17 protein-coding genes and 2 pseudogenes are annotated in these 22,593 nt (G+C 68.3%); 11 read left to right on the top strand and 8 right to left on the bottom strand.

All coding sequences use genetic code 11. The annotated features are described in order from the left end of the window. Window positions 1-123: 123 nt before the first annotated feature. Window positions 124-645 carry a hypothetical protein gene (locus ACI7BZ_RS18585; protein ID WP_414118619.1) on the bottom strand — a complete coding sequence of 174 codons (522 nt, stop codon included), beginning with the start codon at window positions 643-645 and terminating at the stop codon, window positions 124-126. A gap of 71 nt (window positions 646-716) precedes the next feature. On the opposite strand from ACI7BZ_RS18585, the gene ACI7BZ_RS18580 reads away from it, so the two are divergent. Genes ACI7BZ_RS18580 through ACI7BZ_RS18570 form a run of 3 tightly spaced genes read left to right on the top strand, consistent with a single transcriptional unit; the run spans window position 717 to window position 3,333 of the window. After that, window positions 717-1,739, top strand: coding sequence for a DUF2157 domain-containing protein (locus ACI7BZ_RS18580; RefSeq protein ID WP_414118618.1), 1,023 nt, complete (start codon window positions 717-719; stop codon window positions 1,737-1,739). Continuing rightward, on the top strand, window positions 1,736-2,848 hold the full coding sequence (locus tag ACI7BZ_RS18575) for a DUF4401 domain-containing protein (RefSeq protein WP_414118617.1): 1,113 nt from the start codon (window positions 1,736-1,738) through the stop codon (window positions 2,846-2,848). The genes ACI7BZ_RS18580 and ACI7BZ_RS18575 overlap by 4 nt, the downstream gene beginning before the upstream one ends. Beyond that, complete coding sequence (locus ACI7BZ_RS18570; protein WP_414118616.1) at window positions 2,845-3,333, top strand: GDYXXLXY domain-containing protein; 489 nt, start codon at window positions 2,845-2,847, stop codon at window positions 3,331-3,333. Before ACI7BZ_RS18575 ends, ACI7BZ_RS18570 begins: the two co-directional genes overlap by 4 nt. Before the next feature lie 33 nt (window positions 3,334-3,366). Here ACI7BZ_RS18570 and ACI7BZ_RS18565 read toward each other — a convergent pair whose 3' ends face one another. Next, window positions 3,367-3,897, bottom strand: a complete 531-nt coding sequence (locus ACI7BZ_RS18565; protein ID WP_414118615.1) for a hypothetical protein — start codon at window positions 3,895-3,897, stop codon at window positions 3,367-3,369. A 438-nt stretch (window positions 3,898-4,335) separates the two neighbouring features. Then, entirely contained in the window at window positions 4,336-5,637 is a 1,302-nt protein-coding gene (locus tag ACI7BZ_RS18560) for an NtaA/DmoA family FMN-dependent monooxygenase (RefSeq protein WP_414118614.1), read from the bottom strand. A gap of 146 nt (window positions 5,638-5,783) precedes the next feature. Here ACI7BZ_RS18560 and ACI7BZ_RS18555 point away from each other — a divergent pair, with 146 nt between their 5' ends. From ACI7BZ_RS18555 to ACI7BZ_RS18540, 4 genes are read left to right on the top strand one after another with little or no spacing between them, the layout of a single operon-like run. Continuing rightward, the gene (locus tag ACI7BZ_RS18555) at window positions 5,784-6,575 is read left to right on the top strand and encodes an ABC transporter ATP-binding protein (RefSeq protein ID WP_414118613.1); all 792 of its coding nucleotides are present in this window, start codon (window positions 5,784-5,786) and stop codon (window positions 6,573-6,575) included. Next, entirely contained in the window at window positions 6,572-7,585 is a 1,014-nt protein-coding gene (locus tag ACI7BZ_RS18550; RefSeq protein ID WP_414118612.1) for a FecCD family ABC transporter permease, read from the top strand. The genes ACI7BZ_RS18555 and ACI7BZ_RS18550 overlap by 4 nt, the downstream gene beginning before the upstream one ends. Continuing rightward, a complete protein-coding gene (locus ACI7BZ_RS18545) occupies window positions 7,582-8,646 on the top strand; it encodes a FecCD family ABC transporter permease (RefSeq protein ID WP_414118611.1) in 1,065 nt (354 codons plus the stop codon). The genes ACI7BZ_RS18550 and ACI7BZ_RS18545 overlap by 4 nt, the downstream gene beginning before the upstream one ends. A 10-nt stretch (window positions 8,647-8,656) precedes the next feature. Further along, entirely contained in the window at window positions 8,657-9,631 is a 975-nt protein-coding gene (locus ACI7BZ_RS18540; RefSeq protein WP_414118610.1) for an ABC transporter substrate-binding protein, read from the top strand. Window positions 9,632-9,742: 111 nt separating this feature from the next. On the opposite strand, the gene ACI7BZ_RS18535 is transcribed toward ACI7BZ_RS18540, so the two are convergent. Then, on the bottom strand, window positions 9,743-11,815 hold the full coding sequence (locus tag ACI7BZ_RS18535; protein WP_414118609.1) for a TonB-dependent receptor: 2,073 nt from the start codon (window positions 11,813-11,815) through the stop codon (window positions 9,743-9,745). A 404-nt stretch (window positions 11,816-12,219) separates the two neighbouring features. Here ACI7BZ_RS18535 and ACI7BZ_RS18530 point away from each other — a divergent pair, with 404 nt between their 5' ends. Continuing rightward, a complete protein-coding gene (locus tag ACI7BZ_RS18530; protein ID WP_414118608.1) occupies window positions 12,220-13,026 on the top strand; it encodes an IclR family transcriptional regulator in 807 nt (268 codons plus the stop codon). 228 nt (window positions 13,027-13,254) lie between these two features. Here the strand turns inward: ACI7BZ_RS18530 and ACI7BZ_RS18525 are convergent, their stop codons facing one another. The 3 genes and pseudogenes from ACI7BZ_RS18525 to ACI7BZ_RS18515 all read right to left on the bottom strand — a co-directional run. Further along, the gene (locus ACI7BZ_RS18525) at window positions 13,255-14,379 is read right to left on the bottom strand and encodes an IS4 family transposase (protein ID WP_414118607.1); all 1,125 of its coding nucleotides are present in this window, start codon (window positions 14,377-14,379) and stop codon (window positions 13,255-13,257) included. An 82-nt stretch (window positions 14,380-14,461) separates the two neighbouring features. Beyond that, a pseudogene (locus ACI7BZ_RS18520) lies at window positions 14,462-14,548 on the bottom strand (IS5/IS1182 family transposase); the annotation flags it as partial. Window positions 14,549-14,733: 185 nt separating this feature from the next. After that, window positions 14,734-14,952: pseudogene (locus ACI7BZ_RS18515) on the bottom strand (GCG_CRPN prefix-to-repeats domain-containing protein); the annotation flags it as partial. Window positions 14,953-15,353: 401 nt separating this feature from the next. Between ACI7BZ_RS18515 and ACI7BZ_RS18510 the strand changes: the two are divergent. The 3 genes from ACI7BZ_RS18510 (at window position 15,354) to ACI7BZ_RS18500 (ending at window position 20,824) form a co-directional block, all read left to right on the top strand. Further along, the gene (locus ACI7BZ_RS18510) at window positions 15,354-17,054 is read left to right on the top strand and encodes an OFA family MFS transporter (RefSeq protein ID WP_414118606.1); all 1,701 of its coding nucleotides are present in this window, start codon (window positions 15,354-15,356) and stop codon (window positions 17,052-17,054) included. A gap of 301 nt (window positions 17,055-17,355) precedes the next feature. Next, complete coding sequence (locus ACI7BZ_RS18505) at window positions 17,356-18,747, top strand: sigma-54-dependent transcriptional regulator (protein WP_414118605.1); 1,392 nt, start codon at window positions 17,356-17,358, stop codon at window positions 18,745-18,747. Then, window positions 18,740-20,824: a sensor histidine kinase gene (locus ACI7BZ_RS18500; protein ID WP_414118604.1), complete on the top strand. Its 2,085-nt coding sequence runs from the start codon at window positions 18,740-18,742 to the stop codon at window positions 20,822-20,824. The genes ACI7BZ_RS18505 and ACI7BZ_RS18500 overlap by 8 nt, the downstream gene beginning before the upstream one ends. 260 nt (window positions 20,825-21,084) lie before the next feature. Here ACI7BZ_RS18500 and ACI7BZ_RS18495 read toward each other — a convergent pair whose 3' ends face one another. Further along, window positions 21,085-22,569: a multicopper oxidase family protein gene (locus ACI7BZ_RS18495; RefSeq protein ID WP_414118603.1), complete on the bottom strand. Its 1,485-nt coding sequence runs from the start codon at window positions 22,567-22,569 to the stop codon at window positions 21,085-21,087. Window positions 22,570-22,593 lie beyond the last annotated feature (24 nt).

Below are 22,593 nucleotides of genomic sequence, written 5' to 3'. Positions count from 1 at the left end.
ACCGGGTGCCTCGACGATGTATCCGCCAACCTCCCATGCCCCGGCCGGTCCTCCCCCTGAGGCCTGCGACTATAGGCTTTTGAAATATGGCCCGAAAGAGCCGCCTTGCCCTGCGGCGGCGCGTCAGCTCCGGCAGGCGGTCAGCTTCCACAGTCCATCCGGCGGCACGAAGCGCCGTCCATCCCGCTTCCAGTCCCAGAAGGCCTTGGAGAGGCCGGGAAGCTGCATCAGCGGCGGCGCCTTGGGTGGGGCCTCGCCGCGCGGGTCCACCCGCTTCAGGTCGTCGTCGAAATAGTAAAGCAGCGACATGGGGGCCTTTCCCGCATCGAATCCCTTGTCCTTGCCGCCCGGTGGCACCAGCATGAAAACATGAATCGCACTGAAGCCGGGCGGGTCGGCGATGGCGAACTCGGCGGCGTGGCCCTGGCGTTTTTCGGCAAGGCGCACCACCCAGGGCCGGTCGGCGGAGGTATCCGGCTTCAACGGGTGGGTGATTTCCCACGAATTGATGACGCCGTCCGTTGCGCTCCAGTCGTCGTCGGCATCGAGGGGGGTGTAGACTGCCTTGTCGAGCGGGCAATCCAGTGCTGTTGCTGGCAGCGTCGCGGCAAGCACGAAGATGGCTGCGCAGGTGGCCCGGATCATGGTTCGACCTCGTTGACGTCGTGCACGAGGTTAGCCGAACCCGCAGGCGCGGCAAGACGAGACGAACAGGCATGAGCGAGAACGCCATCAACGGCATAAGAGATCTGGCGGCGATCCGGGTGGACCGCTATGCCGTGGACCGTCTGGCGTCGCGCGGGCTGATCACGGCGGAGGCACGCGATGCCGCCCTCGCCGTGATCGAGCCGCCGCGGCGCTGGGGCCTGTGGGCCGGGCGGCTGCTCGGCACGGCGGGCGCCGCGCTCGTGCTCTCCGGCATCATCTATTTCTTCGCCTTCAACTGGAACCGCATCCCGCCCCTCACCCGGCTGGGCGTCATCGCCGCGCTGATCACCGCCGCCTGCCTCACGGTGGTGATCCTCGGCTTCGGCCGCCGCGCGTCGGAAACGGCTGCCGCCGCCGCCGTGACACTCGTGGGCGTGTTCCTGGCGGTGGCGGGCCAGATCTACCAGACCGGCGCAGACGCCTGGACCCTGTTCGCCGCCTGGGCCGGCCTCACCCTGGCCTGGACCCTGCTGGCGGGATCGGCCGCCACATGGGCGGTCTGGATCGCGGTGGCCGCCGTCACCATCGTCACCTGGTGGGACCAGACCCAGCCCGCGGACGCCGCCTTCCATAGCGGCCGCAACCTCAGCCTGATGGCCCTCTTCGGTCTTGCGCTTTTCAGCCGCGAAATGCTGGCGACGCGGGGCCTCTCCTGGCCGGCGGCGCGGTGGACGCGGTTCTTCCTCGGCCTACCGCTGCTGGCGGCGACGGTCCAACTGGCTCTGATCCTGCTGGAGGCGTTCGGCGGCTTCGGCGCGGCGGAAGGGGTGGCGCTCGCCGCCATTCTCCTGTGCCTTGTGGGGCTGGTCTTCATCTACCGCCGCCCGATCCCCGACCTTGCCATGCTGGCAGCCGTGGCCCTCGCCATCTGCGTCATCGCCGATTTCGCCCTGTTCCGGCTGCTGGCCGAAGGCAGCAAGAGGGCCGACATGGGCACTTATTTCCTCATGGGTGTCGCCACGCTCGCCTTGTTCGCCGCCGCCGTCGCCTGGCTCCGCGCCACGTCACGGCAGCTGGAGATGCGGTCATGACGCGGCCCACCATCGATGCCGGAACGCTCGTGGCCGCCTGGACGGCCTCCGGCGCGCTGCCCCAGGGGACGGAAGCGGCGGTCGTCGCGGCGCTCCGCGCCGACGCGGCAGAAGAGCGTCCGCCGTTGCACCTGAAGATCCTCGCGGCCGTCGGCACCTTCGTCGCGACGGTCTTCTTCCTCACCTTCCTCGTTATCGCAGACCTGATCTCGTTCGATAGCGGCGGGAACCTGCTCGGCTGGGGCCTCGCCTTCATCGCCGCCGGCATCGTCCTGTCGCTGGCCCTGCCGCGCGCCCGGGCGGGAATGGGCCGCGACGTGCTGGCGCAGACCGGCTTCACGGCCCTGGCGCTGGGCAAGGTGATGAGCGTCGCCGGACTCATCATCCTTGCGGGTGCGGACAGTCCGTGGGTGCCCACGCTGGCCATCCTCGCCGTCACCATCCTCACCTATCCGGTGTCGGCCACCTCGCTCGACCGCGTGCTCTCGCCCTATGCGGCAGGGGTGGCGGCGATGCTGGAGATCCTCTTGCGCCGGAACTCCGGCACCGATCCCAGCCTGGCCATCGCCGCGCTCTTCACCCTTGCTGCGGGAATAGCCGGCCTTCTCCTTTTGTCCCATCGCGTGCCGCTGGCGCTGCGGCCCATCGGCACCGCGGCCCTCGCCCTCATGGGCACCATCGTCTGCGTCCTCGCCGCCGGCCAGGATGCCGGGGCGTGGGCGAGCGGCCGGCCGCTGGATGCGCGCCCGGTCGAGGCGGTGCTCACAATTGCCCTCATCGGCGTGATCGGCTGGGCAGCGGGCGGGCTCGACCGGCTGGCCCGGCCGCCGCTCCTCGCCGCGGCGGCGGGGGCCATCCTGCTCGCCTTTGTCGGGGCGCCGGGCATCAGCTTTGCCCTGCTCGTGCTCATCGTCGGCCACGCGCTCCACGATGTGGCGCTGCGCGTGGCGGGGATTCTGGCTCTGCCCGTGTTTCTGGTGCTCTGGTACTACGGGCGGGACATGACCTTCCTGGAGAAGTCGGCCACGCTGGTGGGGAGTGGCCTGCTCCTGCTGGCTGGACAGGTGCTCATCGCCCGTGCCGGCTGGGACCGGGAGGACATGCCGTGAGCAATGTGATGCGGCGCTGGTTGTTCCTCGTGGCGGGTTTCGCCGTGCTGGCCGTTCTGGGCTGGAGCGTGCGCGACTTCGAGGCCCTCCTGGCCTCTGGCGAGGTGGTGCTGCTGCAACTCGCCCCAGCGGACCCGCGATCGCTGATGCAGGGCGACTACATGCGCCTTGCCTATGCGCTGGAGCGTGAGCGCATCGAGCTTGATGCGAGGTCCGGGGCCATCATCCTTGCCCTCGACGCACGCCGCATCGGTAGCTTTCGCCGCCTTGGCGGCGCCCCGGGCCCGGGCGAGGTGGCCTTCCGCGTGGTCAGCAACGCGGCCGGCAACGGCGTGGCGATCGAGCCGCATTCCTTCCTGTTCCAGGAGGGCCAGGCGGAGCTTTATGCCCAGGCCCGCTATGGCATCTTCCGCGTCGATCGGAGCGGTCGCCACCTGCTCGTGGGCCTCGCCGACGCCGATGCGCGGAAGATCGAGCCGCGCTGAGCCCCCGGGCACGCCCGGCAAGCGAGGGCCGGCCTATTCGGCCTTCCCGAAAGACCGGCGCACCCAGAGCGCCCGGACCGTCCAGACAATGCCCGCGAGGATCGCGACCCCGGCCGCGCCGAGCAGCCAGACAGGTGCATCGAGCCAGGGCCGCAGCACACCGCCGCGCGCCGCGGCCACCACGAGGACCGTTGCCACCAGATAGACCATGGCCGCGTTCCAGGTTTTCGCGCGCCCGCCCGCATCCGGCTCATCGTGGGGATCGAGATAGCGCGGGGCGATGAAACCGAGATAGGCCAGTTGCTGGATCGCCCCCAGAATGAACAGCACAGCGGCCACGTCCATGAGCAGGACCAGCGCCAGCCCGCCCGCCCCGATCAGCACGGAGCCTGCGGCGAGCCAGATCTCGCGGGCTCTTTCCGCCGGGTGCGGCGGCGTGCCCACAATGGCGGAATAGGTGGCGTCCGCCATCGCCGACACGGCCAGCGAACGCACCACCAGCACGCCGCTCAGCACATAGAACAGGCCGAGCGCCCGCAGGACAGCCTCAAGAGCGATGTTCACGGGGGGGGGGCTCCCAAACGCTCACAGGAGCGCGGCGGCAAAGGCGGAGGCCTGCCGGCCCGCCTCCGCTCTTGCGCAGGACGTATTGACCGAAAGGGCGGGATCGCGCGGGCCCTTCTGAGCCGACGCAGCACCCCGGGGCAGCGGACACGGCAGAGCGACGGCATGGCCGAGCGGGTGCGGGCGGGTCGGGAAGCGGAGCATGGTCTTGGACCCGCAATGGCTGACGGTCGAACGCGAACATGACCGCCATGCCCAAGGAACGGGGCGCCGTCAAGTCGGCCAACGGCGCCCCGGCCGCGCAGGGAGCCCGGCTACTGCCCCAGCGAGGGGAACACGGCGGTGGAGTGGCCCGATAAGTGTTGTGACGCGATCCCACTCCACGTATGGCCCCAGGCACTCGGCATCGGCTGCCATCGCGGCGCCGGGCGCAGCCGCTCAATCGCGCAGGTGGTCGGCAAAGGTTTCCCCCGCATAGGCGGCACGGAAGCGGCCCGCTTCCACGAGGCGGGGCACCACGCCTTCGAGGAAGAGGCGCACCGCGTCGAGGCACCCTCCGGGCAGGGCGATGAAGCCGTCCATGGCGCCCGCCGCGGCCCAGTCGAGGATCTCGTCCACGGCATCGTCAACGGTGCCGACGATCCGCCAATGGGCGGACCCCGTCACCTCGGGGCGGCGCAGCAACTCGGCAAGCGGTGGCTCTTCGCGTGCGATCAGGCGACGCAACAGCTCCGCATGGGTGCGGCTGCGCACCTTCGCGGGGGCCGGCGGCAGGTCCGCTGCGGTGACGGGGCGCGTCTCCTCCCAGTCGGACAGGTCGAGCCCCGTCATCTCCCGAATGCCGGCGATCTTGCGGGCGCGGTCCGCCCGGGCATGGGTGTGCGCGAACAGCTCGCGCGCCTCGGATCGGCTCGCCGCGAGATAGAGGCTGAGGCCGGGCAGGACGAGAACGTCGCCGTGCGCACGCCCCTGAGCCTGTGCCCGGTTGTTCATATCCTTGCGGATATCGATGGCCGCCTCCCGGTCCGGGGTGGAGACGAACACCGCGTCGGCCACCGCGGCGGCGAAATCGCGCCCCTCCGGCGAGGCCCCGGCCTGCACCAGGGGGATCGGCGCGCGCGCCGCCGGAAGATTGAGCGGCCCGCGCACGCGAAAATGGGTCCCTTCATGGTCCAGGGGCCTCACCAGGGCCGCATCGGCGTAGGTTCCGGCCGCCCGGTCGAGCCTGAGCGCCTCGAACGGAAAGCTCGCCCACAGGGCCCGCACCACCTGCGTGAACTCGGCGGCGCGGTCGTAGCGCTCCTGTGCCGAAGGCATGGCCGGCAGGCCGAAATTCTCGTTGCCGTCGAGTGCGGTGACGATATTCCATCCGGCGCGGCCGTTGGTCAGCCAGTTCAGGGATTGGATCTGCCGGGCCACCACATAGGGCGGGTAGAAGGTGGTGGACATGGTGGAGAGGAGGCCGATACGCGAGGTCTCGCGGGCGATGGCGGCCAGCAGCAGGGTCGGATCGAGGCTGGCGAAGCCCGGTCCGGCCTCCACCGCGCGCGCGTCGAGGAACAGCGTGTCGGGCCGGAACACGAAATCGAGCCGGGCCGCTTCGGCACGCCGCGCGATGTCGAGATAAAGGTCGCTGGAAAAGTGCCCTTCGATGCCGCTGTCGGCACGGCGCCAGGCGTCGCCGCTGAGCCAGGTCGGCGCAAGTGACATGCCGATGTGAAGGGTTCTCCCGGCCCGCATTCCAGCCCGCCTTTCAGCTGCGACACTTGGCAGCATCACTGTATTTTAGGAAGATTCTAAGTTTAAAATTCAAATTGTTCGCGATTCTATTGTAGCCTAGACTTGTTGCATATGTAACGGCCGCAGCTGCGGCATAAGGATATGCGATGGGCCTTGAGGTCAGGAATGCGACCGCTTCCTACGGCGGTCCCGAGGTGCTGCGCGACCTTTCGGTCGGCTTCGCCGGGGCGCGCCTGACCGCGCTGGTGGGTCCCAACGGCTGCGGCAAGTCCACCCTGCTCAAGGCGGTGATGGGGTTCGTGCCGCTGGCGCGCGGTGCGGTGGTCCTGGATGGGCGCCCGTTGCGCGGGATCGGCCGCCGGGAGCTTGCCCGGCACATCGCCTACCTGCCGCAGGAAACCTATTGCCCGGACTACATGACCCTCGGCGAGCTCGTGGAACTGGCCGGCTACGCCCGCTATTCGCTGGCCGGCGGCCCTTCCGCGCGCGACCGGGACCTGTTCCGTGCCGCGCTGGAGACGGTGGGCCTCGCCGATCTCGCGCACCGGCCAGTCAACGCGCTGTCCGGCGGGCAAAGGCAGCGGGCCTGGATCGCCATGGTGTTGGCCCAGGACGCCCGCATCATCCTCATGGACGAGCCGGTGAACCACCTCGACATGAAGTACCAGTATGCCGTGCTTGATCTGGTGCGGCGGCTCACGCGCGATCACGGCAAGACGGTGGTGGTGGTGCTGCACGACCTCAACCTGACGACCGCCTTCGCCGATGACGTGGTCATGCTGCGCGCCGGCGCCGTTATGGCGGCCGGCCCCGCCACGCGCACCGTCACCGCCGCGACGGTGCAGCAGACCTTCGATCTCGACGCCGATATCTTCGACCGGGACGGTCGTCTCATCTGCCTGCCCCGCATGGCGAAGGCCGACCTCGTGCCGTCATGAGGGGACGCATCGCCTTTCTGGCCGGCGCTCCCATCCTGCTGGGGCTGGCTCTCCTCGCCAATCTCTCCATCGGCGCAACATTGTTGTCGCCGGCCGATCTGGTGGCCGCCCTGCTGCATTTCGAGCCGGACGACTACAGCCATTATGTCCTCGTCTACCAACGCTTGCCGCGTGCGCTCATCGCGATCTATGCGGGTGCCGTCCTCGCCTGCTCCGGTGCGGTGCTGCAGGGGCTGACGCGCAATCCCCTCGCCGCGCCGGGCACCCTGGGCATCAATGCCGGCGCAACGCTGTTTGTGGTGGCAGGGGCCTATCTGTTCGATCTCGGCATCCGTGCGCAGGGCGCGGCGGCGCTGGCCGGCGCGCTGTTCGGCTTCGTCGCCTGCCTCACCGTGGCCCGGCTCGCGGGCAATGGCCATGATCCGCGGGGGCTGGCCCTCATCCTGTCGGGGGCGCTGGTGTCGATGCTGTTCTCGGGCCTCGCCAATGCCTTCCTTCTGTCCGACCCGGCCCGCCGCACCGACTTTCTCGGCTGGGTCAGCGGCAACATCAACCATGTCTATGCCGAGCGCCTCTATGCCTTCTGGTGGATCGGCCTGCCGGCGCTGGCCGCGTTGCAGCTGCTGGCGCGGCCCCTGACCCTCATCATGCTGGGCCCGGAGAAGGCCGCTTCCTCGGGCGTCAATGCGGCCGTCGTGTCGCGCGCCGCGCTGGCGGCGGTGGTGCTGGGCTCGGGCTCGGCGGTGGCGATCTGCGGGCCGGTCGGCTTCGTCGGCCTCATGGTGCCCCACATGGTGCGCCCCTTCGTCGGATCGGGCTTCGCCCTCGGCCTGCCGGCCTGCGCCCTCACCGGCGCCACCGTGTGCCTCATGGCCGATCTCGCCGCGCGGCAGGCGTTCAGCCCCTATGTGCTCCACACCGGCGTGCTGCTGGACCTCCTGGGCGGGATCGTGTTCGCCCTGATCGTGAAGCGCTTCTACCTTTCCTCCCGCGCCGGAGGGCGGCCGTGAAGCGCGACACCGCAACCGATGGCAGGCCCATTCTGCGCTTCGACAACGGGATGCAGGTCCGCCTCGGCAACCTTTATTGCGGGGCCTTCCTGGCCTTGACCGCCGTGCTGCTGGCCGCGCTGTCCGTGGGCATCGGCACGACCCGCACCGGCCTTTCCGATCTCATCGCCGCCCTTGCCGGCCGGGCGCTGGGGCAGGACGAAGCGTTCGCGCTCCACGATGTTCGCCTGCCGCGCATCCTCATCGGCTTCATGGCGGGCTGGCTGGTGGCGCTGGCGGGGGCCATGCTGCAATCCCTGGCCCGCAATCCGCTCGCCGATCCGGGGCTGTTCGGCCTCAGCCAGGGCTCCATGATCTTGATCATGCTGCTTCTGGTGCTGGTGCCGGGCGCGCCGAAGGCGATGATCGCCCCTGCGGCACTGCTCGGCGGGCTGGCCGTGGCGGGGCTGCTGATCTGGCTGGTGGGCGGGGAACGGTCGGGTGGCCTTGCCATCCTGCTCATGGGCATTGCGGTGGAAACGGTGCTGTCCTCGCTCGGCTCCATCCTCATTCTCTATACGCCGAGCGAGACGTCGTTCGCCTTGTCCGAATGGATGGCCGGCTCCCTGTTCCTTGCGAGCTGGGGCGGCATCGGGCTGATCGCACCCTGGTTCCTCCTGAGCCTGCCGGGCGCCTTCCTCGTCGGGCGCGCTTTGCCGGGCTACGAACTGGGCGACGAGATGGCCATGGCGATCGGCGAGCCGGTGGCCCGCTCGCGCCCGGCCATCCTGTTGCTCGCCGTGGCCCTGAGCGCGGCCGCGGTGACCGCGGTGGGGCCGCTGATGTTCCTTGGCGTTCTGGCGCCGCACCTTGCCGGCTTCCTTTCGCCCGCCATCGGCCGGGCGCGCCTGTTCCTGTCCGCCTTGGCCGGCGGCATCCTGATTGTTGCCGCCGACGCCCTCACCCGGGGCCTGGCCGGCGACATGGCCATGCCGCTCGGGCTTGCCCTCACCGTCATCGGCGTTCCCTTGTTCATCCTCACCTTGCGCCTGAACGCGCTTCGCCGTCACCGCACCAGCTGAAAGCGAGACGATGCACCTGTCCCCTCCGCTCGCCGTCGCCGGCGCGTTCCTGTTCTCCGTTCTCGCGACCATTCCCGCCGCCCGTGCCGCCGAGCGCACGGTGACCGACGGCACCGGGCGGCAGGTGCAGGTTCCTGATGACCCGAGGCGCATCGTCGTCATGCATGAACCGCTCATCGGCATTGCCCTGCTCGACCTCGGGGTGGAGGTGGCGGGCAGCTACGGCCGCTCCGACGACGGGCGCGTGCTCACCGCCGTGGACTTCATCGACACCGTGCTGGGCGCAAAGGGCAGGCGGCCACAGGGCATCGGCGCCTTCGGCCAGCTGGATCTCGAAAAGCTGCGCGCGCTCAAGCCGGACCTGATCATCGGCACCGAGCGCGACGCCGAGAAGGCGGCGCAGCTCTCTGCCATTGCGCCGGTCTATCTTCAGAACGCCAGCGCCGGCTCCGCCTCCGGCATCAGCGTGGAGGCGGACCTTGCGCGGCTGCTCAACCGCCAGGCGGTCTTCGACGCGCGCAAGGCGGCCTATCTCGACCGCGTGGAGGCCATCCGCGCCCGCCTGCCGAAGGATCCGAAAGGCCAGACCTATCTCGCCGTCATCGTCCACGACCAGATCAACCTGGTGGGCGACGTTTCCGGCGCCATCCAGGCCTTGGAGGATCTCGGCTACCGCCCGGCGAAGCTGGACCAGGTGGGCAGCGGCAACGGGCTCGGCACCATGTTCGCGATGCCGCTCGACCCGGAGCGCTTCGGTCGCGCAAACCCGGACCTGCTGGTGGTGATGAACAGCTATGTGGACAAGGACCGTTCCGCCGCCGGCATCCGTGCCCGCCTCGACCGCATCATGCCGGGCTGGGAACGCTTCCTGAAGCCGGCGCGCGAAGGGCGGGTGCTGTTTCTCGATTCGGCCAGGGTGGCCACACCCTCCATCGCCAGCGCCGAACATACCCTCGATGCCTATGCGGCGTGGGCGAAACCCTGAGCCGGACAGGGCGGCGGGGCCCGGTCTTCCGCGCGATGAAAGCATAAGGCCTCCGCGCATCCCGTTTGCGGGGATGGGCGGAGGCCTCTGGGCCGGCGGGCGCCTCGCGTGTCAGAAGCTGCCGCGCAGGCCCGCGCCCAGCACCGTCGGCAGCGTCATGCTGCCCTCGATGCCGCCGAGGGAGCGGTTGTACTGCATGTAGGTCGGGACACGCTCGTTGAAGATGTTCTTGGCGTAGCCGTAGACCTCGGCATGTTGGTTGAATTTGTAGCTCATGCGCAGATCGGCGATGGTATAGGCGCCGATCTCATAATCGGCCGTATTGGCGTCGTCCGAATAATAGCCGTCGATGCAGCGGACGTCGCCGGCAATATGGAAGTTGGGCAGCGCCTCCCAGTCGAAACCGGCGCTGAACGTATAGCCCGGCGACTTCTGGAACGCGTTGCCCTCATAATCCGGGTTGGACAGCATCTCGGTGATCTGCGTGCGCACCACGCCGAGCCCTGCCGTCAGGCGCAGGGTGTCTGTCACACGGTAGTCGGCCGAAAGCTCGAAGCCATAGGAGTAGGCCGATTCCGCGTTGATGGTGTAGTATTGCGTGATTCCGCTCGTCAGCAGCACTCCCACATAGCGCTGGGCATTCGTATAGTCCATGTAGAACAGGTTGCCTGTCACATAGAGTTTGTTATCCAGGAAATGAGCGCGGGTGAATATTTCGTAGTCCCATACGGTTTCAGGATCGAACTCCAGCCATTGCTTGGAGCTCGTGTTCAGCGAGACGCCGCCTGGATTGTAGCCCTTGCTCACCAGCCCGCCGACGGTGACATCCTGCGTCAGCTTGTAGGCCACCGAGAGCTTCGGCAGAATGGCGTCGAACGTCTGGTCGTAGTCCAGGGGCTCGGTGGCGAGCGACGAGGTGCCCACGCGCTGGACCCGGTCGCGCTCGTAGCGCAGCCCGCCGGTGACGCTCCACCGGTCGGTAAGGCGGTAGGTGGTTTCACCGAAGATGCCAAGATTGTCCTTGGTGTCCTCGAACGAGGAAACGCCCCGATAGTAGAGAACTTCGTCCGACGTCGTGTTGGCATAATAGACGGCGGCCATGCCGCTCCATTTGTCCTCGCTCTGGCCGAACAGGAAGCGCGCCTCGTTGGAGCCGTTGAGCTGCTCGATCTCGGCGCCGGCATTGGTCATGGGGGCGCTGACGCGGGTGACGGACGAGCCCGAATACTGCGCCTGATCGACAAATTTAACGCCATTGCCGAAATCATAGCTCACATCGAGGATGCCGATGTTGGTGGTCTGGTCCCAGCTCGGCATGTAGAGCGACTTGCTGTCGAGATCCGCATAGGGGGCGAAGGCGGATTCGTCGGTCGGCCGGTTTCCCGCATTGTAGGAATAGGTCAGCTTCGCCTCAAGGCCGGGAATAGCCTGCGGTTGCCACAGCAGCTTGCCGCGGATTACCGTATTGGCGAAGTCCTGGTCCGTATCGCCCTGGGTGAAGGCGGGATTGACGAAATTGATGAAGGTGTCCCGTCCCTGGTAGTCAACTGCGATGCGCGCTGCCAGATCACTGCTGAGGGGGCCGGAGGCCATCGCCGAGACCTGCATCGTCTGGTAGCTGCCATACTCCGCCTGGTAGGCCACCTCCGGCTTGAAGGTGGGGTCCTTCGTGTTGACGATGATCGTACCGGCGATGGCATTGGCGCCCTGGGAGGTGGTCTGCGGGCCGCGGAAGACCTCGATGCTCTCCACATCCCAGGTTGCGTTGCCGCCATAGACGTATTCATAGAAATTTTGATAGTGGCCATCTATATTGATCGTGGCTCGGGGCACGGTACCCGAGAGAAAGGCGATGGAGCCTGAATTCGGCCCCTGTGTATCCTGGCCGCGGATGATGGGCGCGCCGACGGTTCCGAGATAATAGACGTTGGGCGTGCCGGCGAGGACTTCGCGAATGGTGTTGTCGCCGAACTTGTCGGCGATGTCCTTGGCCGTGAGCACGGTGACGGAGGCCGCAGTCTCGTCGAGGCTGCGTTCCACTTTCTCACCGGTCACGACGATCGTGTCCAGCGCCACGGTCGCGCCGTCTGCGCTCTCCTGGCCATAGGCCGTCGCGCTGAGGGCCGACAGGAGGGAAAGCGCGCTTGCGCCACACAGAAGCATCCCAGCCAGACGTGGCGACATTCGATCCCCCGATGTCCCGAGAAAAATCGCTGGCTGGGGGTGCGCCGTGGCTCGCGAACTGCAATCTATCGTTCCACAATACAAAGCACATTCTGCATGTCAACATTTTGCCGCGCTTCTGACCAAGGCTATAATACCTCCATTTCCAAATGCCGGGCGATGGCCTTGCGCGGCCGGGCAGGGCTCTTGGAACCGCTGGGCTTGAAAACCGCAGGGCCGGCAAGGGAGGGTCGGATTGATCGGGCGGCGGCGGTGCCATACCGTTTTTGCGATTCGGCAGGCGCAATCGGCGCCCCGGGGTCGGGCTCCCCGCTTTGTGGCGGCACGGTCCGGCGCGGGGCATTTCTCGCGCCGGCGGTTCCGAATATCCTCCTGCGCCTCGCATCGCCCCGGGAACTGACGCAATGAAGCCGAACGCGCGCCGCGCCGATCCGCCGGAAACGGACGAGACGCCGGAGAAGGAGAAGCGCTCGGGCACGATCCAGTCGGTGTCGATCGCAGCCCGCTTCCTCGCCATTCTGGCCAATGCCGAGGGGCCGATGCCCCTTGGCGAGCTGGCGCGGCGCGCCCGGACGGGAAGCTCCACCGCGCATCGCTACATGCAGAGCCTTGTGCTGGAGGGGCTGGTGGCCCAGGACGAGATCAGCGGCCGCTACGATCTCGGCCCGGCGGCGCTGAGCATCGGCATCGGCGCCTTGCGCCGCATCAGCCCGGTGGAGGTGGCCGCGCGGCACATGAAGGCTCTTTCCATGCGCATCTCCGCGAGTTGCGGGGTGGCGATCTGGACCGAGCGCGGTCCGACCATCGTCCGCTGGTATCGCAGCGCCAACTTTTCCATCAGCACGGTTGGGTTGGGCGATGTCCTGCCGCTGGACAATTCCGCCTGCGGCCTCGTCTTCCAGGCCCATCTGATGCCGGATCGCATCAAGGCGGCGCGCCGGATGCAGCCCCCGAGCTTTCGCGGCACGGCTCCGGCACAATCGGTCCTGGATGCGGCGCGTCAATCGCCGATCCTGGAGTTGAACGAGCACCTGTTCTCGCTGCTCACCGGCAAGGCGGCTGCGGTGTTTGATGCCCAGAACGAGATCGCCTGCGTGGTCACCACGGTGTCCATGGTGGCGGCGGCGGAAGCCGAGGGACACCGCGACGCGCTGCTTGAAGTCACCCGGCTGGTTTCAAAGGATTGCGGCGGTACGCCCGGCCGGGGATAGGGTCATCGCCATCGTGCCGTTGAGGGCGTGGACCGCGTGCGCGGGATGGCGCCGAACAGCAGGTAGAACGGGCTGAGCGCGATCCGAGCAAATGGAATTCATTTGCTCGGTGAACCGCCCTCTAGGGTCGAGACTCAACGTAGCCAGCATGAGACGAGAGCGGCGCGGCACAAGGAAGCGAGATAGTTCCGCGCGAGCTTGTCGTATCGGGCACAGTACACGACTCTTTCATGCTGGATGTGGGCCTGCTCTGGGGCCTTGTGGATTTGGAGGTTGCCCTGTCATGATGGCGTTCCAGCATTGAACGGCTTCGCGTCCTCCTTGGATCAGGATTTTTCTCAGCAGATCGAAGCCGACGCGGAAAATCGACTTTGCCTTGCGCTTGTGGGTCTTGATGATAATTGGTCGATGTCTGGCGCTCCATTCCCCAGTTGTATGAGCGAAGGTGAAGGCGACGGCCAGCACGGCGATGAGCTTGGCGATCCGCTCCGGGTTGGTGATGTGAGTGTCCTCGAGGTTGAGACCGCGCGTCTTGCTGGCCGCGAACAGGGTTTCGATTTCCCAGCGCCGCCGATAGTTGGCCAGGGCGATCCCGGGATCGGTGTTGGTTGCCACAACGAGCAGTTCCTTACTGGCCAGTCGTATCGCCGCGAGCTTTACGGGCGGCCCGAGAGCGCTGCCGCGTGAACCGAGGCGGCAATCTTCGCGCACGTAGCGGCGTCCGCCGATGGCGAGCTTCCGGAACAAGGAAACGACCGGGCAGCAGCGGCCATCAGCCAGACGGATCTGGAAGGCGTCCTTGATGCGCAGGATGAACGGGATGTTGTTCTCGACCAGAAAGGCCATCCAGGCCGTGCCGACGAATTCCCGATCAGCGATCAATCCGGCTACAGCCTCGGCACCGAAGACATTGCAAAAGCGGGACAGCAGGGCTTCGCGATGGGCCGTGGTCGAGTTGCCGGCTCTGTCGAGCACGTCCCACATGAGCGGGATGGCGATGCCGTTATGGACGATGGCGAGCATCAGGACGTTGACGTCGCGTCGCCCGAACTTCCAACTGGTGCGGTCGAGGGCAAGAAGCCAGGGCCCCGATCCGATCCGTGCGATCCTCACCACGACGCGGGCCAGTTGATCGCTATCCAGCTCGACCTGCTCGAAGAAACGCTGGAGGCGGCGATAGTTTGAAGCAATCTCCGCCCGCGTCGGGAACATCCCGGCAAGGTGACTTAGATTGACGGTGCGCGACAGCAGAACGCCGACGACAAGGACGCAGAAGCTCTCAAGCCGGCTCTTGCGCATCGACAAGTGCTTGTCCAGGCAATGCCTCAAAGCGGCGATGATGTCTCTTCTCATGCAAAATCCCGATCCGCTCTCCGCCGAATCGGAAATCCTACTGATCGATCAAGGCCCTACCAAGAATCGTCGTGTACTGTGCGTATCGTGTGGCGATGCGCCTGAAGTCCATGAGGCGGCAGAACATGCGCTCGATGGCGTTGCGCTTTCTGTAGCGCCTTTTGTCAAATGGGTGGAGATACTTGCGCGTGGGATTGTTGGGGATGACCGCCCGCATGTTCCGCTGCTGGATCTCGGTCCCGACGTGACGCCGCCTGCTTCGTGGGCGCCGGCGGCCAGTGCACTGGAGAGGAAGGTCTTGAAAGGCATGATCAATCTCTGAGTTGGGGTCTGCGACGGGCGTGCCCCGTCATGCCATCCGCCGCCGGGCACGCGGCCGGAATAGGGGGTGTCGCGGCAATGTCCCCACGGCCCGCGCCACCAGCCGCGGCGGCAGCCCTGGGCGACAGGCATTGCCTGCGCGGCCGGGGTCCCGCCTGCGGGAGGTGCAAGTGCGGGGAAGGCGCCGGCCGGCCGGGAACAAGCAGAAGTGCGACGAGGCCAAGACCTCCGAGCCTGACCGCAGGCGCACAGGCTGCCTTTGCCCGTGTCCACGCCTTGGTGGTCGCCACCTTCGGCTGAGCTGCAGCGTTTCCGTCCTCACCGCTCCTGCCGGAACGGTGAGCCACCCGCCGGGCGCCTTCGCGCACCAGCCGCGCTGCCTACGCCCGGCGAAGGCCGCCATGCCCGCAGGAGGGCGGGATGCGGCGGGCCCGCAATGCGCCTGACCACGGGCGCCGCACCTCGTCATTTTGACCCGTGCGGCCGGCGCACCAATGCGTCGTCTGGACAAAATGTCCACACCGCACCGCGTAAAACCCATCAAGCCATTGAAAATTCAAATTCTCCTCCGCTGGCCTCGGCCTTGCTTGAGTTTGCGTGCCGCACGTCGCCGCAAAAGCGCGCGCCAGCCAAGAAAACCCCATGGAGGAGACATGTCCGTCACCACATTTGCGCCACCCCCATTCCTGAGCCGCGAGCGCACCATCGCAGCAGCCGGGTTCAATCGCTGGCTGGTGCCGCCGGCCGCGCTCGCCATTCACCTGTGCATCGGCATGGCCTATGGCTTCAGCGTGTTCTGGCTGCCCCTGTCGCGGGCCGTCGGCGTCTCGACGTCCATCGCCTGCCCGGCGGACATGGGCTTCGTCGCCGGCCTGTTCGCAACCTCGTGCGATTGGCAGATCTCCCAGCTGGGCTGGATGTACACTTTGTTCTTTGTGTTGCTGGGCTCCTCCGCCGCCATCTGGGGCGGGTGGCTGGAGACGGCGGGCCCGCGCAAGGCCGGCCTCGTCTCCGCCTTCTGCTGGTGCGGCGGCCTCGTGATCTCGGCGGCGGGCGTGTACCTGCACCAGATCTGGATGCTGTGGCTCGGCTCCGGCGTCATCGGCGGCATCGGGCTAGGGCTCGGCTACATCTCGCCGGTGTCCACCCTCATCAAATGGTTCCCGGACCGGCGCGGCATGGCCACCGGCATGGCCATCATGGGCTTCGGCGGCGGCGCCATGATCGGTGCGCCGCTGGCCAACATCCTGATGCAGCACTTCGCCACCCCCGCCTCGGTGGGCGTGTGGCAGACCTTCCTGGCCATGGCGGCCATCTATTTCGTGTTCATGGTGGGCGGCGCGCTGGGCTATCGCGTGCCGCGCGAGGGCTGGGCGCCCAAGGGCTGGACGCCGCCGGCGCCGTCCGCCAACGCCATGGTCACCCACCGCCACGTGCATCTCAACGTGGCCTGGAAGACGCCCCAGTTCTGGCTGCTGTGGGCGGTGCTCTGCCTCAACGTGTCGGCGGGCATCGGCGTCATCGGCATGGCCTCGCCCATGCTGCAGGAGGTGTTCGGCGGGCGGCTCATCGGCCTCGACCTCACCTTCTCCCAGCTCGATGCCGGCCAGAAGGCGCAGATCGCGGCCATTGCCGCGGGCTTCACCGGCCTGCTCTCCCTGTGCAACATCGGCGGGCGGTTCCTGTGGGCCTCCTTCTCCGACAAGCTCGGGCGGAAGATGACCTACGCCATCTTCTTCGTGCTGGGCTTCGGCCTCTACGCGCTGGTGCCCACCACCGCGCACATGGGCTCGGTGGTGCTGTTCGTCGGCGCCTTCTGCATCATCCTGTCCATGTATGGCGGCGGCTTCGCCACCATACCGGCCTATCTGGCCGACATCTTCGGCACCCACATGGTGGGCGCCATCCACGGCCGGCTGCTCACCGCCTGGGCCACCGCCGGCGTGCTCGGCCCGGTGCTGGTGAACTACCTGCGCGAATACCAGATCGCCTCCGGCATTCCTCGCGAGGCGGCCTATGACCAGACCATGTACATCCTCGCCGGCCTGCTGGTCCTCGGCCTTGTCGCCAACCTCCTGGTCCGGCCCGTGGCCGAGCATCTCTACATGAAGGATGCCGAGCTCAAGAAGATGAACAAGGCCGCCCTCGCCAAGGAGGAGGCCCATGCCGACTTCGAGGACTTCGAGGAAGAGGCGAAGGATGGCGGCCTGACCACGGCGGCGCGCTCCTCCACCCCCGTCGCCTCCGGCTCGACGCCCCTGCCGCTGGTGGTGGCAGCCTGGGTGCTGGTGGGCGTGCCGCTCGCCTGGGGCGTGTGGATCACCCTGCAGAAGGCGGTGATCCTGTTCCATTGAGCCCGCCGGTCCCGGTCCCCGACCGGCCGCCCGAACCATCGGCACGAGCCCTCCCGGCTCGGACCTGCGCGCCCCGTTCCGGCCTGTTCCGGGCCGGGGCGCGCCCTTTCCCGTTTGATCGCTCCGGCAAATTGCGCGATGGATGACACCGATGCCGGCCGGCCCGTGCACGCAGAAATGCGCGGCTGCTGCATCGGGGAGGAAGGGCGAGACGCCCGGCGGCCGGCGCCGACGGCATCGTCTTTCGCGGATGGCCTTTGTCGCGTGCCGGCGAGGGTCCGAGAATGACGGCCAGGACCTGATGAGCACCATCGCCGACGCCCCGGCCGAAGCCGGAGCCGACATCGCCTTCAGCCCGCATCTTGCCGGCGCCTCCATCCTGGTGGTGGACGACGAGCCGGGCATGCGGAACTTCCTCGTGCGCATGCTCGCCTCCCGCTGCCGCCACGTGGCGGAGGCGGCGGACGTAGCGGCCGCTTCGAAGCTGTTGGAGGCGACGCCCTTCGACCTCATCATCCTCGACAACATCATGGCGGGGCGCACCGGCCTCGAATGGCTGGAGGAACTGCGCGGCTCCGGCTTCTACCGGGACGTGATCCTCATCACCGCCTTCGCGGACCTGGAAACCGCCATAAAGGCCCTGCGCGCCGGGGCGGCGGATTTCGTGCTGAAGCCGTTCCGCTCCAACCAGATCCTCAACGCCATCGCCCGCTGCCTCGACCGGGGCCGGCTGATGCGCGAGAATTTCGTTCTGCGCCGCGAATTGAAAGCCATCCCCGGCGCCGCCGCGCCCCTGATGGCGGGCGAGAGCCTGGCGACGCGCACCGCGTGGGCGGTGATCGAGCGGGTGGGCCCCATGCCCACCACCGTGCTGGTCACGGGGGAGAGCGGCACCGGCAAGGAGGTCACCGCCCGCGCCCTCCACGCCGTCTCGCCCCGCGCGGGAAAGCCCTTCGTGCCGGTGAATTGCGCCGCCATCGCCCCGGAGATCATCGAGAGCGAATTGTTCGGGCACCTGAAGGGCGCCTTCACCGGGGCCGCCTCCTCCCGCGAGGGGCTGTTCTTCTATGCCCAGGGCGGCACCCTGTTTCTCGACGAGGTGGGGGAACTGCCCCCCGCCATGCAGTCCAAGCTGCTGCGGGTGATCGAGGACAAGAAGGTGCGCCCGGTGGGGGCCGAGCGGGAGGTTCCGGTGGACGTGCGCCTGGTTGCCGCCACCAACGCCAACCTCACCGCCGAGGTGGCCGCCGGCCGCTTCCGCCAGGACCTCTATTACCGGCTCAATGTGGTGAACCTGCACCTGTCGCCTTTGCGCGAGCGGCCGGCGGACGTGGCGCCCTTGGCCCGCCTGTTCATGGCGGAGCTTTCCGCCCAGCTGGGCGTCGCCCCCCTCGACCTCACGGACGCGGTGCTGGCGGCACTGGCGCGCTATCCCTGGCCGGGCAACGTGCGCGAGCTGCGCAATGTCATCGAGCGCTCGCTCATCCTCGGCGAATTCCCGCGCGACGTGGTGCCGGAGGAAGCGGAGGAGGAACTGCCCGCCGGCGCCGGCACCGAGGCCCTCGGCGCGGTGGAAAAGGCCCACATGCTGAAAGTGCTTACAGAAGCCGGCGGCAACCGCGCCGAGGCCGCACGGCGCCTCGGCGTCTCCCGCAAGACGCTGGACCGCAAGCTGAAGGCCTGGAATGGCTAGCCAGGGCGCGGCCGCCTCCCCGCCGCCGCGGGGGCTGTTCGCCCGGCTGCGCTCGGTGCGGGTGCGGCTTTTGGCCATCGCGCTTCTGCCCACCCTCATCATCCTGCCGGCGGTGCTGGCGCTGGTGGTGACATGGTGGACCACCCAGTTCGACCGCCTGCTCATCTCCAAGGTCAATGGCGACCTCACCATTGCCCGCCAGTATCTCGACCGGCTCATGGAGCGGTCCGACGAGACCTTGCATGCGCTGGGGGATTCGGTGGCCTTCGCCCGCGTGGCCGGCGCCGGGGATGCCGCCGCCATGGCCGATTTTCTCAATGAGCGCCGCAAGGCCATGGGGCTCGATTTCCTCTATCTCCTCGATGCCGAGGGCCGGCGGATTGCCGCCTCCCCCGTCCCGGCCGCGGACGAAGGGAGGCCGGGTGCGGCCGGCGTCCTGTGGCCGGTGGAGGCCCGGGCGCTGAAGGGCCGCGCCTCCACCGAGATCGACGTGTTCGGCCCGGCGGAACTCGCGCGCCTGTCCCCGGAGCTGGCGAACCGCGCCCATATCGCCCTCGTGCCGACCCCCGGCGCCGTGCCCACCACGCGGGCGACGGAGGACCGGGGCATGGTGGTGCAGTCGGGCACGCCGGTGGAACTGCCCGGCACCGGGCGCGCGGCGCTGGTGGGCGGCCTTTTGCTCAACCAGAACCTCGACTTCATCGACACCATCAACGATCTCGTCTACCGCCCCGGCAGCCTGCCGGAGGGCTCCGCCGGCACCGCCACCTTGTTCGTGGAGGATGTGCGCGTTTCCACCAATGTGCGCCTGTTCGAGGGGCGCAGGGCCCTGGGCACCCGCGTGTCGCAGGAGGTGCGGGACGCGGTCCTGGGCGAGGGGCGGGTGTGGCTCGACCGGGCCTTCGTGGTGAACGACTGGTACATCTCCGCTTATGAGCCCGTGGTGGACAGCCATGGCCGGCGCATCGGCATGCTCTATGTGGGCTTCCTGGAGGCGCCCTTCCTGGCCCTGAAGCGGGCGAGCCTTGCGGCGGTGGCGGTGGGCTTCCTGCTGGTGGCGCTGGTGGCCATTCCCGTGCTGCTGCGCTGGGCGGCGGCCATCTTCCGACCGTTGGAGGCCATGAACGCCACCATCGCCCAGGTGGAGACGGGTGCCCTTTCCGCCCGCACCGGGGTGCCCGCCACCTCCGACGAGATCGGCCGCGTGGCGCACCATCTGGATGCCATGCTCGACCTGCTGCAGGAGCGCGACGCCGAGCTGCGGCGCTGGACCGATGAACTGGACCGGCGCGTCGCCGCCCGCACCCGGGAGTTGCAGGACGCCAACGCCGAGCTTGCCGCCACCCAGCGCCAGCTCATCATGTCCGAGAAGCTCGCCGCCATCGGCGAGATCACCGCCGGGGTGGCGCACGAGATCAACAATCCGGTGGCGGTGATCCAGGGCAATCTGGATGTGGCGCGTGACGTGCTGGGCCCGGCGGTGGGGCCGGTGAAGACCGAGTTCAACCTCATCGACCAGCAGGTGCACCGCATCACCGTCATCGTTTCCAAGCTGCTCCAGTTCGCCCGGCCGGCGGAATTCGCCGGGCACCTCGAACCGGTGGCGCCGGCCGAGGTGGTGGGCGATGCGCTGCTGCTGGTGCAGCACCTGCTCGCCCGCAGCGAGATCGCCGTGGCGCGGGAGGAGGCCGCCACCCGGCGGGTGATGATGAACCGGGTGGAGGTGCAGCAGGTGCTCATCAACCTCATGGTCAATGCCATCCACGCCATGCCCTCCGGCGGCACCCTCACCCTCGCCACCGCCGATGCCGACCAGGGCGGGCTGCCCGGCGTGCTGTTCCGGGTGCGTGACACCGGCGCCGGCATCCCGGCCGAGCGCATCGCCCGGGTGTTCGATCCCTTCTTCACCACCAAGCCCCAGGGGGGCGCCGAGGGGGGCACCGGGCTCGGCCTCTCCATCAGCTACACGCTGGTGGAGCGGGCGGGCGGCACCATGAGCGTGGAGAGCCCGCCCGGCGCCGGCGCCGCCTTCGCCTTCTGGCTGCCCGAGGCGGGAGGCGCGCCCGGCTGCGCGTGACATGTCGCCTCCGGCGCACGCTACGTCAGGACAGGGCGCTGTCTGCCGCCACCCTATGGTAGCCTTGCGGTCGGCGTTTCGCCGTGCAGGTCTGCGCCAGCACAATGCCGGCGGCAGGGGCGCGGCGCCGTCGCCTGCCGGACATCTGCCGCCCCGGCTGCCGCCGTCCGGGACAGGCCCGGTGCGGCTTGGTGTGCAAGCGCGGCGTCCTGGAAAACGGATCGGACCCAAGCTGCGTCCCGTGCGCACAAGCGCGGCGGTCATGCCACCCGAACCACCGCCATCATGCCGCCGGCCATGTGGTAGAGGTGGTGGCAGTGCAGGAACCATTCGCCCTTCTGGCCGGCGTCGAAGGCGATGGTCACCGGCACATGGGGCGGCACGATCACCGTGTCGCGGACCGGCCCGGAGACGCGTCGGCCGCCAAGGCCCACCACTTGGAAATGGTGGCCATGGATGTGCATGGGGTGGCTCATCATGGTGGGGTTCATGAAGGTCATCTCCACCCGTTCGCCTTGGCGTACCTCGAAGGGGGCGTCCTCGCCATGCACCCGGCCGTTGATGGTCCAGCGATAGCCCGGCTCCTCCCCCAGCATCACCGGGAAGACGCGATCGGCCTTGCGGACGGCGAGCGGACGGGTGGCGGAGAGGGTGCTCTCGAAGGTGAGGTCGAGGAGGCCCTGCGCCTGCTCCGCCGCCCCGGCGATGCGGCGGATGGTGGCGCCTGGGGTTGCCAGAATGATGCCGGTGCGCGCGGTTGCGCCCTCCGCCTGGGCCAGCAGGGGGAAGGCGCCGCCCTCCCTGGGGGTGTCCACCAGCAGGTCCATGCGCTGGCCCTGCGCCAGGGGAAAAGCCGCGGCGGATGCGGGGGCGCAGGGGGTGCCGTCCACGGCGATGCAGCGCGGCGCGAGGCCCGGCACGGTGAGGAAGAAGGCGGTGGAGGTGCCGCCGTTGATGATGCGCAGGCGCACCGGCGCGCCCTTCTCCACCTTCACCACCTCGGGGTCGGCAAGGGTGCGCCGGTTGGCGAGGAAGGCGTCGTAGGCGACATCATTGGCGTGGGCCATGCCCATTGCGCCGGTGCCCGCTCCGTGACCGGCATGGCCGCCACCCATGGGCATGGCCATTCCCGGCATGGCGCCCATGCCGGGACCGCCATGCGCGCCGTGCCCGCCCCCGTGCCCGCCCCCATGCCCGTCCGTGCCGCCCAGCCCGGCCAGGATCTCCTGCGGGCTACGGAAGGCGAAGTCGTGGAGCATCACCACCACGTCCTGCACGTTGCCCGCGTCCGCCTCGCGGGTGACGAGGGGAGCGGCCAAAAGCTGCTGCTCGGTCAGGGAATGGGAGTGCATCCAATGGGTGCCGGGGGTGAGCTCGAAGTCCACCGGGTCGATCCCGCCGGGTGCGAGGGCGCCGCCGTCCGGCCGGGCGCGGTCCTGCCCGGGCGGGGCGAAGATCTGCCCGTGCCAGTGCATCTGCAATGGTGTGCCCGATGCGTTGACCAGCGTACCGGAAAGGCGCTCGCCCTCCTTCGCGAAGATGCCTTCACCGGCGGGTCCCTTCACCACGAAGGCCTTGGCGGCCTTGCCGTTCACCTCGATCGTCGCGCTCTCCACCGCAAGCAGCGGACGCGCCTGCGCGCGGGCGGGCAGGGGGCCCGACAGGGCGAGGGCACCAAGGGCCGCGCCGCCGCGCAGAAGCTGGCGGCGGCTCAACGACAGGGAGGGCACCGGATCAATGGGCATGGCGCGGCTTTCCGGGAGGGATGG

Origin of the sequence: Xanthobacter sp. AM11, assembly GCF_047444035.1 — a bacterium.
GTDB lineage: Bacteria > Pseudomonadota > Alphaproteobacteria > Rhizobiales > Xanthobacteraceae > Xanthobacter.
The sequence above is the reverse complement of the archived record's forward strand: the minus strand, read 5'-3'. Positions and strand labels throughout refer to the sequence as shown.

Excerpts from the sequence above, each read along its gene's own strand:
- ACI7BZ_RS18585 (WP_414118619.1), bottom strand. The coding sequence starts at position 645 with ATGATCCGGGCCACCTGCGCAGCCATCTTCGTGCTTGCCGCGACGCTG.
- ACI7BZ_RS18580 (WP_414118618.1), top strand. The coding sequence starts at position 717 with ATGAGCGAGAACGCCATCAACGGCATAAGAGATCTGGCGGCGATCCGG.
- ACI7BZ_RS18575 (WP_414118617.1), top strand. The coding sequence starts at position 1,736 with ATGACGCGGCCCACCATCGATGCCGGAACGCTCGTGGCCGCCTGGACG.
- ACI7BZ_RS18560 (WP_414118614.1), bottom strand. The coding sequence starts at position 5,637 with ATGCGGGCCGGGAGAACCCTTCACATCGGCATGTCACTTGCGCCGACC.
- ACI7BZ_RS18555 (WP_414118613.1), top strand. The coding sequence starts at position 5,784 with ATGGGCCTTGAGGTCAGGAATGCGACCGCTTCCTACGGCGGTCCCGAG.
- ACI7BZ_RS18550 (WP_414118612.1), top strand. The coding sequence starts at position 6,572 with ATGAGGGGACGCATCGCCTTTCTGGCCGGCGCTCCCATCCTGCTGGGG.
- ACI7BZ_RS18540 (WP_414118610.1), top strand. The coding sequence starts at position 8,657 with ATGCACCTGTCCCCTCCGCTCGCCGTCGCCGGCGCGTTCCTGTTCTCC.
- ACI7BZ_RS18535 (WP_414118609.1), bottom strand. The coding sequence starts at position 11,815 with ATGTCGCCACGTCTGGCTGGGATGCTTCTGTGTGGCGCAAGCGCGCTT.
- ACI7BZ_RS18530 (WP_414118608.1), top strand. The coding sequence starts at position 12,220 with ATGAAGCCGAACGCGCGCCGCGCCGATCCGCCGGAAACGGACGAGACG.
- ACI7BZ_RS18525 (WP_414118607.1), bottom strand. The coding sequence starts at position 14,379 with ATGAGAAGAGACATCATCGCCGCTTTGAGGCATTGCCTGGACAAGCAC.
- ACI7BZ_RS18510 (WP_414118606.1), top strand. The coding sequence starts at position 15,354 with ATGTCCGTCACCACATTTGCGCCACCCCCATTCCTGAGCCGCGAGCGC.
- ACI7BZ_RS18505 (WP_414118605.1), top strand. The coding sequence starts at position 17,356 with ATGAGCACCATCGCCGACGCCCCGGCCGAAGCCGGAGCCGACATCGCC.
- ACI7BZ_RS18500 (WP_414118604.1), top strand. The coding sequence starts at position 18,740 with ATGGCTAGCCAGGGCGCGGCCGCCTCCCCGCCGCCGCGGGGGCTGTTC.
- ACI7BZ_RS18495 (WP_414118603.1), bottom strand. The coding sequence starts at position 22,569 with ATGCCCATTGATCCGGTGCCCTCCCTGTCGTTGAGCCGCCGCCAGCTT.